This is a genomic window from Arthrobacter sp. NPDC056493, assembly GCF_042795115.1.
GTDB lineage: Bacteria > Actinomycetota > Actinomycetes > Actinomycetales > Micrococcaceae > Arthrobacter.
In genome coordinates this window covers 22999-29011 of record NZ_JBHTSL010000066.1, presented here as the reverse complement: position 1 = coordinate 29011, position 6013 = coordinate 22999, and the positions used below count along the sequence as shown (strand labels likewise).

7 protein-coding genes are annotated in these 6013 nt (G+C 65.8%); 4 read left to right on the top strand and 3 right to left on the bottom strand.

Annotated elements, in window-relative coordinates; genetic code table 11:
- Positions 1 to 194 precede the first annotated feature (194 nt).
- The 3 genes from ACFQ50_RS20775 (at position 195) to ACFQ50_RS20765 (ending at position 2174) form a co-directional block, all read left to right on the top strand.
- Positions 195 to 734 carry a hypothetical protein gene (locus ACFQ50_RS20775; RefSeq protein WP_377997512.1) on the top strand — a complete coding sequence of 180 codons (540 nt, stop codon included), beginning with the start codon at positions 195 to 197 and terminating at the stop codon, positions 732 to 734.
- A gap of 103 nt (positions 735 to 837) precedes the next feature.
- On the top strand, positions 838 to 1386 hold the full coding sequence (locus tag ACFQ50_RS20770) for an RNA polymerase sigma factor (RefSeq protein ID WP_377997511.1): 549 nt from the start codon (positions 838 to 840) through the stop codon (positions 1384 to 1386).
- A complete protein-coding gene (locus ACFQ50_RS20765) occupies positions 1383 to 2174 on the top strand; it encodes a hypothetical protein (protein WP_377997510.1) in 792 nt (263 codons plus the stop codon). The genes ACFQ50_RS20770 and ACFQ50_RS20765 overlap by 4 nt, the downstream gene beginning before the upstream one ends.
- 277 nt (positions 2175 to 2451) lie before the next feature.
- Here ACFQ50_RS20765 and ACFQ50_RS20760 read toward each other — a convergent pair whose 3' ends face one another.
- Both ACFQ50_RS20760 and ACFQ50_RS20755 read right to left on the bottom strand, forming a co-directional pair.
- Complete coding sequence (locus ACFQ50_RS20760; protein ID WP_377997509.1) at positions 2452 to 2946, bottom strand: CoA-binding protein; 495 nt, start codon at positions 2944 to 2946, stop codon at positions 2452 to 2454.
- Positions 2943 to 4304, bottom strand: coding sequence for an O-acetylhomoserine aminocarboxypropyltransferase/cysteine synthase family protein (locus ACFQ50_RS20755; protein WP_377997508.1), 1362 nt, complete (start codon positions 4302 to 4304; stop codon positions 2943 to 2945). Before ACFQ50_RS20755 ends, ACFQ50_RS20760 begins: the two co-directional genes overlap by 4 nt.
- 230 nt (positions 4305 to 4534) lie before the next feature.
- On the opposite strand from ACFQ50_RS20755, the gene ACFQ50_RS20750 reads away from it, so the two are divergent.
- Positions 4535 to 4960, top strand: a complete 426-nt coding sequence (locus ACFQ50_RS20750) for a CoA-binding protein (protein WP_377997507.1) — start codon at positions 4535 to 4537, stop codon at positions 4958 to 4960.
- Positions 4961 to 4978: 18 nt separating this feature from the next.
- On the opposite strand, the gene ACFQ50_RS20745 is transcribed toward ACFQ50_RS20750, so the two are convergent.
- Positions 4979 to 6007, bottom strand: a complete 1029-nt coding sequence (locus tag ACFQ50_RS20745; RefSeq protein ID WP_377997506.1) for an isopenicillin N synthase family dioxygenase — start codon at positions 6005 to 6007, stop codon at positions 4979 to 4981.
- Between the last annotated feature and the right edge of the window lie 6 nt (positions 6008 to 6013).

Here is a 6013-nt window from a genome sequence, read left to right as displayed (position 1 = left end):
ACCTTACGGTGGCCCGCCGCCGTCGTCGTTATTCAGTCGTCCTTGGGGCCAGGCATGCCCGTCAGAAAAAAGTTTCCGGAACCGCGTAACCTGCCGGCCCGCCGCGGCGATTACGTATATGTAAGCGCCGGGCCGAAGGTTGTCCCCCATCGGCCTCCGGCCCGGCCTTCAATCAACCAAAGGACTTTTTTCTGATGAAGAGTGTTAGCAAGACCACCAAGATTGCTGTCGCAGCCGCCATTGTCGCTGTTGGAGGTTTCTCCGGCATCGGACTGGCCAACGCCGCCCAGGTTTCCAGCGCGCAGCACGCAGAGGTGACCCCCGCTACGCCCGCCACCCCGACCGTTCCCGCCACCCCCGAGGTTCCGGCAGTGCCTGCCGTCCCGGCCACGCCGGCCACCCCGACGGTTCCTGCCGTCCCGTCCGCCAAGGCCAAGGCCGCCGGCGAAGCTGCTGACGCAGCCGACGCCGCAGTGGAAGCTGACAAGGAAAACGCCGCCGCGAACGCCAACGTCTCCGCCGGGGACAAGGCTGCCGGCGCCAACGTGACCGCAGCAATCCCCGCCACCCCGGCCGTTCCCGGCGGCCCCGGCGTTCCGGCCACCCCGGCCGTTCCCGCCACCCCGGCTGTGCCGAACGTTGCGGACCACGTGGCCAAGCCGGCCGCTCCGTCCGTCGCTGCAGATGCCGACGTCGAGGCTGACGCTGCTGCCGACCTGCCCGCCGGCAAGTAGTTCTCAGCACGCGAAACAGGGCGTTCCCCGAATAGGGGCGTGAGGTGTGCGGCGGTTAGGCTTACTACCGCCGCACATCTGCAGGAAAGGGAAGGACCGCTCCTTGGCAGCTCAGCTGACCGATGACGAATTGTCAGCAGCCCTTTCTGGCGACCCCTCCGGCTTCAGCGCTGTCTACAGCCTCATTTCCCCCGCCGTCCTCGGTTATTTCCGGGCCCGCGGCGTGGACGACGCCGAAGCACTGACCCAGGACGTCTTTGTCGATGTCCTGCCCAAGCTCAGCAATGTCAGGGGCGGCCACTCCGGGCTGCGAACCTTCATCTTCTCCGTGGCGCACGCCCGGCTGGTGGACTACCGCCGCCGGTCCGCGAGGACGCCGCAGCTCACCGAATTTGACCCGCTCACGGATGACCGGCTGTCGAGTTCCGCAGAGGACGAGGTTCTCGGGTCGCTGGGCGGTATGTCTGCTGTACTTTCCATGCTTAACGACGACCAACGGGAAGTGCTGGTCCTCCGGATCGTCGCTGACCTATCGGTTGAACAGGTGGCCGGCATCATGGATAAAACCCCGGGGGCCATCAAACAGCTCCAGCGGCGCGGGCTCATTGCCCTGCGCGAACTCGTCAAGGAAAAGGACCCCGCAGCATCATGAGTGTCACGCCGGAAGGCCGCGAAGCAGGCGAGATCCAGGCGATCCTCCTGGATTCCGGGCTCGAAGACGACGCCGATCTCCGCAGGTCCCTCGAAGAACTGCGCGGGTTCGCCCAGGCCAGCGCACCCCAGCCGCGGGCCGATCTCGCCGCACTGCTCGCCCACGGGGCATCCCCTTCACATGGGGCGCCCCCTTCAGGGGTACCGGCTTCAGCTGTCCCCGCCCAGGGCGCAGCCATGCGACGTGCGTCCAACGTCTCCAGCCTTGAGCTGCATCGCCGCAACCGGCAGCGCAGGATGGGCATCGTGGTGGGCGCCGCAGTGGTCGGTGCCATGGGACTTGGGGCTGGCGCCGTCGCAGCCTCCAGCGAGGACTTCCGCAACAGCGTAGGCCATACCGTGGTCCGGATCTTCCAGCCCACCAGCGAGACTTCGGCACCGACCCCGGTGCCCACATCGCCTGCCGGCATTCCGGCTGTTCCGGCGCCAACTGTTGCTGCCCCCAAACCCGCCGTCACGGAAACGGCTGGATCGCCGTCGTCACCCGCGACGCCGGCCCAAACGGACCCGGCTTCGTCAAACGCTTCGTCCAACTCATCGGCGGCCAACGGTTCAGCTGCTTCGCACGGAGCCGCGAAGACCCAGACGCCGGGCCGCCCCACCCAGCTGCCGACGGTTCCCGGGACGGGCGTCGCGCCCAAGCTTCCGGCCAAGCCGCTGCCGGCAGTGCCCACGCTGCCGGGCGGTGTCCCGACAGTCCCGGCCAAGCCGGTCCCCGGCACGCCGTAAGTCGCCGGCACGCCGTAGAGGGAGCAACCGAGTTTTTGTCCATATATTGGGCCCAAACCGCTGCTGAAGTCACGGTACGTGGACAAAAACTCCCCGGGAGAACGCCTGCCTGGACGGGCTCCAAGGGCGGCACGAAAGTTTTTGAAAAAGTTTTGGAAACGGCGTAACCCTTTGGCGTTCCCCGTCGATTACCAAAGTGAGAGTGCCGGGCTGGAAGTTGTCCCCCATCAAATTCCAGCCCGGCATTTTTTATGCCTTGGATCCGGCTGCCCTGGTGCTAGGCCAGGATCTGCCGGTTCGAGGAGATGACCCCGGTGTCGAACCCGGCCAGGTGTAGTCCGCCGTGGAAGCGTGCGTGCTCGATCTTCACGCAGCGGTCCATCACCACGTTGAGCCCCGCTGTTTCGGCATCCTGCGCGACGCCCTCGTGCCACGAGCCGAGCTGCAGCCACAGCGTTTTTGCACCAGCGGCCACGGCCTCGTCCAGCACGCCCGGCAGGTCCTCGTGCTTCCGGAATACGTCCACGATGTCCGGGCTCTCGGGCAGGTCGGCCAGCGAGGTATAGGTTGACTGACCCAGGATCTCCTTGACCACGGGGTTCACGAAATACACCTTGTACCGCGTTGAGGACTGCAGGTACGTGGCCACGAAGTAGCTGGCCCGCGACGGCTTGTCCGAGGCGCCCACGATTGCAACCGATTTCGCCTCACGCAATAGATTCAGGCGCTCCGGAGCAGAGGGACCCGTCCAAGTTCGCTGAGTGATGCTCATGCCCGGACTCCAATCGTGCAGGAATCAGTCGCGGTGGTTGGGCCTGCAGAGGATGCGGTCCCAACGGCGGCGACCTCCGCAGCAGCGGTTAGCGCCTGGTCCAAGTCCCACAGGATGTCCTCGAGGTCCTCCAGACCAACCGAGATGCGGACCAGGTCATCCGGGACGCCGGCGGACTCCAGCTGCTCATCGCTGAGCTGCTGGTGCGTCGTGGATCCGGGGTGGATCACGAGGGTGCGGGCGTCGCCGACGTTGGCCAGGTGCGAAGCCAGTTGCAGGGACTCGATAAACTTCTGGCCGGCGGCACGGCCACCCCTCACGCCGAAGGAGAAGACGGAGCCCGGCCCCAGGGGCAGGTACTTGCGTGCCCGCTCGAAGTGCGGGTGGGACGGCAGACCGGAGAAGTTCACGTAGGCCACGCGCGGATCCGCTTCCAGCCATCCGGCCACGGCCTGTGCATTCTTCAGGTGCTCGTCCAGGCGCTGGGGGAGAGTTTCCACACCCTGCAGCAGCTGGAACGCTGCAAGCGGGGACAGCGCCGGGCCGATGTCGCGCAGCTGCTCGCAGCGCAGCTTGGTGAGGAACCCGTATTCGCCAAAGTTGTCCCACCAGGAGACGTTGCCGTAGGAGGCTACCGGCTCGGTCATGGTGGGGAACTTGCCGTTGCCCCAGTTGAACCGGCCGCTCTCGACGATGACGCCGCCGAGTGTGGTGCCGTGGCCGCCGATGAATTTAGTGGCGGAGTGGATTACGATGTCCGCCCCGTGCTCCATCGGCCGCACGAGGTACGGCGTGCTCAAGGTGGCGTCGACAACTAAGGGGACGCCGGCTTCGTGCGCCACCTCGGCCAGGGCCGCCAGGTCCTGAACCTCCGACGACGGGTTGGCAACCACCTCGACGAAGATCGCCTTCGTGTTCTCCCGGATGGCCGCCGCGTAGTTGGCGGGGTCGGTGCCGGGGACGAAAGTGGTGTCCACGCCGAAGCGGCGCAGGGTGACGTCAAGCTGGGTGACAGTACCGCCATAGAGCTGGGCTGCCGCTACGATGTGGTCGCCGGACTGGGTAAGCGCCGCGAAGGTGATGAACTCCGCGGCCATGCCCGACGACGTCGCAACCGCTCCAAGGCCGCCCTCAAGCGACGCGATGCGCTCCTCGAAAGCGGCCACGGTCGGGTTGCCGATGCGGGAGTAGATGTTGCCGTACTTCTGCAGGGCGAACAGGTTGGCGGCGTCCTGGGTGTCCTTGAAGACGAACGACGTCGACTGGTAGATGGGCACCGCGCGGGCGCCGTGCTCGGCGTCGGGCGTGCCGCCGGCGTGCAGGGCGCGGGTGCGGAACCCGAACTTGCGATCAGCCATTACGCTGCGACCTCCCCGGCGGCTGCGGAAATCCGGACCAGGGTGGGCAGGGCAAAAGTATGCTCTGGGGTCATTGCAGCACTCTATCGGGAATGGTCGTCTCACCTCACCGGTTTCTCAAAATCGCGGACTTGCGGGATGTGGCATTCGTTCATCGCCGTTGTGATGCCCTCCAGGCATTCACATATTCGGAAAAGGCCGCCAAATCACCGCAGGAGTAGAGTTGAGGCATGGCTCACGAAAACGATCCGGCGGTTATCGACCGACTCATGCGAACGAAGGGCACCTGGGCGATTGTGGGCCTGACCCGGAATGAGTGGCGCTCGGCGTACGACGTCTCGCTGTATGTCCGCGACCGCATGGGCATGGAGATCATCCCGGTCAACCTGCCCGGTGACGACGTGCACGGCGAGAAGGGATACCGCTCCCTCACCGAGATTCCGGCGGCGAAGCACCCGATCGACGTCGTGGACTGTTTCGTCAATTCGCAGAAGGTGGGATCCGTCATTGACCAGGCCATCGCCGTCGGTGCCAAGGCGGTGTGGCTGCAGCTGGGCGTGTTCGACGAGGCCGCCGTAGAGCGCGCAAAGGCCGCCGGGCTCGACGTCGTCGTCGATTCCTGCCCTGCCCGCGAAGGGTGGCGCGTGGGCATTTAGCTTTTTTAGGGCATCAGGTCAGGGCCTCATCAGCTCTGGGTAGTGACGCTCGGTGACATCCGGGTGGGCACGCATCCGGCCCTTGAGCATGTTCAGGCCGAACGAGGCAAGCATCGGGTTGGACGGGTCGTCGGAGATGCCGCGCGCCTGCATCTTCAATTCCGCCGGAAGGGGTACCGGATCGATTACCGCGTCGAGCCGGGGTGACCAGAAGAACGGGACTGAGTAGCGGTCCACGCCGGGTGGCGGGGCCTTGACCCGGTGGATGGTGGCGGCCAGATATCCCCCGGTGGCCACTTCGAGCATTTCGCCGAGGTTCACCACCAGCGCTTCAGGGGTGGGCTCCACGGGGACCCACGCGCTTGCACCTGGCGGCAGCACTTCAAGCCCGCCCACTTCATCCTGGAGGAGGAGGGTCACAAACCCGTAGTCCGCGTGGGAACCCACTCCCTGGTCGCCCGCCGCTTCCACCACTCCGCCGACGTAATGGACCAGCTTGCCCATCCATGCCGGAGCATCCCTGAACGGTTCCTCGAAATAGTTCTCCGGCTGCTGGAGGGACACGGCGATGGCCCGCATGAGCTCCGCCCCTACCTGGGACATGAGCTCCGCCCAGGCCATGGCCACCTGCATCAGCTCCGGCATGGACCCTTCAGGCCAGAGGTTGTGGCCCTGGAGGAGCCAGTACGGCTGCCCAGTCGGATAATCCTTCACCGGCTCCCGGTCAGGCGAGTAGTCGATCTGCTCCCGCGCATCCGCCCTTCCCTGCGTGACCTCCGTGCCCATCCTGGTGTAGCCACGGAAATGCGGTGACAGCCGGTTGTCGAGCTTCATCCGTTCCTCGAGGGGCAGGTCGAAAAAGCGCTTGATCGTCCCCAGCAGCTCCCTGGCCTGGCCGGGGGCACCGCCGTAGCCGATGACCTGGAAGAAACCGACGCGGTGCGTGGCGTCGCGGAGCTCCTCAATGAATTCCGGACTGAACGAGCCGTCGGCCCGGCGGGCGGAGCCGAGATCGAGCACAGGTATGGTCTCCTGGGCAGCTGCCATCTTCGC

Coding starts and splice junctions, on each gene's coding strand:
- ACFQ50_RS20775 (WP_377997512.1), top strand. CDS start 195: ATGAAGAGTGTTAGCAAGACCACCAAGATTGCTGTCGCAGCCGCCATT.
- ACFQ50_RS20765 (WP_377997510.1), top strand. CDS start 1,383: ATGAGTGTCACGCCGGAAGGCCGCGAAGCAGGCGAGATCCAGGCGATC.
- ACFQ50_RS20760 (WP_377997509.1), bottom strand. CDS start 2,946: ATGAGCATCACTCAGCGAACTTGGACGGGTCCCTCTGCTCCGGAGCGC.
- ACFQ50_RS20755 (WP_377997508.1), bottom strand. CDS start 4,304: ATGGCTGATCGCAAGTTCGGGTTCCGCACCCGCGCCCTGCACGCCGGC.
- ACFQ50_RS20750 (WP_377997507.1), top strand. CDS start 4,535: ATGGCTCACGAAAACGATCCGGCGGTTATCGACCGACTCATGCGAACG.
- ACFQ50_RS20745 (WP_377997506.1), bottom strand. CDS start 6,007: ATGGCAGCTGCCCAGGAGACCATACCTGTGCTCGATCTCGGCTCCGCC.